Source organism: Streptomyces sp. NPDC026062 (assembly GCF_055568375.1).
The window spans coordinates 1-1,118 of the sequence record NZ_JBVHOQ010000142.1; the positions used below are offsets into that span (position 1 = coordinate 1).

A 1,118-nucleotide genomic window follows, 5' to 3' on the forward strand; every position below is an offset into this window, starting at 1 on the left:
ACACCTCCCTCAACGGCACGGGGCCCTGTCCGTTGCCCATCCCGACCTCACACCGGCCCGTCACCTGATCAGTGGCCACACTGAAAATGCTCACTGACATGGGCGTGATACCCGCAGCCGGGCCGTACCGGTTCTCAGACACCACGCACACCACTCCCGAACTCGGTACGCGTCTTGAGCTGGTGGCACGCATGGCACAGCACCTGAACATTCCCGTCCACATCCTCACCGCCACGGGACAGCGGACGCACATGGTCCACGTCCACCCCGCCCGCGGGGAAGTCGCCCAAGCACCAGTCGCACCACGCCGAGCCCCGCGCCTGCACTGTCCGCCGGAGTCGGGCAGCAGCATCGGAACGGTTCGCCCGTCTGCGGCTCCGCGCACGGCGGGTACGGACACTGGCCCGACCCTCGTACTGCGTGTGATGCGTGGTGCAGCGTCCGCGCTGTGTGGCGGGCTCGGTGCAGTCGATACAGCGCATGTGCGCCCCCTTGTGTTGTTGTTGGCCTGGTCGTCGTCCTGGTGCTCGTCGTTGCGTGCCCGCCCGAGGACTCGAACCCCGGATCTCTGCCGATTGGGTACGGCGCACCTCTAGCCGTCGGGTCAGCATCTGTACACCCGGCGAAAATTCGGGATGATGTGGCATCCGGAACTATTGGAAAATCAACGCCTTATGGAGGCGACAGTGATTGGTGATGGTGCGGGCCCCATTGCAATAATCGTTGGCATACTTCTAGTTATCGCCTATTTCATACCAGCGATTGTCGCTTTCACCCGTAACGTCCCGAATCGCGGATCGGTTCTCGTGATCAATCTGCTACTCGGGTGGACTGTTATCGGGTGGATTGTCGCGCTGGCGATGGCCGCAAGAAGCCAGTTGCCGCGCGCTACCAACTAGGCGTGCCCGCCCCCGGACTCGAACCGGGGAACTCTGCGGGTTCGTTCCGGATCTCCCCGAGGGGGCCGGTACCGCGCACCTCTAGCCGTTGGGTCAGCGGGCATGGTGTCGTCCTGGCGCTCATTGAGCCTCTTCGAGTTGGCCCCCGATCGGGTGATGGGCCGTGAAGTGCAACGAGCGAGGCCCCCGGGCTGTTGATCGAGATGTCTGACGTCTCAA

At 63.7% G+C, this 1,118-nt stretch carries 2 protein-coding genes; one reads left to right on the plus strand and one right to left on the minus strand.

Annotated elements, in window-relative coordinates; translation table 11 throughout:
• Window positions 1-134 precede the first annotated feature (134 nt).
• Window positions 135-647 carry an HNH endonuclease gene (locus ACZ4LX_RS38225; RefSeq protein WP_467652031.1) on the minus strand — a complete coding sequence of 171 codons (513 nt, stop codon included), beginning with the start codon at window positions 645-647 and terminating at the stop codon, window positions 135-137.
• A gap of 27 nt (window positions 648-674) precedes the next feature.
• On the opposite strand from ACZ4LX_RS38225, the gene ACZ4LX_RS38230 reads away from it, so the two are divergent.
• Window positions 675-899 (plus strand): superinfection immunity protein, encoded by a 225-nt coding sequence (locus tag ACZ4LX_RS38230; protein ID WP_467652034.1) that lies wholly within the window; start codon window positions 675-677, stop codon window positions 897-899.
• Window positions 900-1,118: the final 219 nt, after the last annotated feature.

Coding starts and splice junctions, on each gene's coding strand:
- ACZ4LX_RS38225 (WP_467652031.1), bottom strand. CDS start 647: ATGCCACATCATCCCGAATTTTCGCCGGGTGTACAGATGCTGACCCGA.
- ACZ4LX_RS38230 (WP_467652034.1), top strand. CDS start 675: ATGGAGGCGACAGTGATTGGTGATGGTGCGGGCCCCATTGCAATAATC.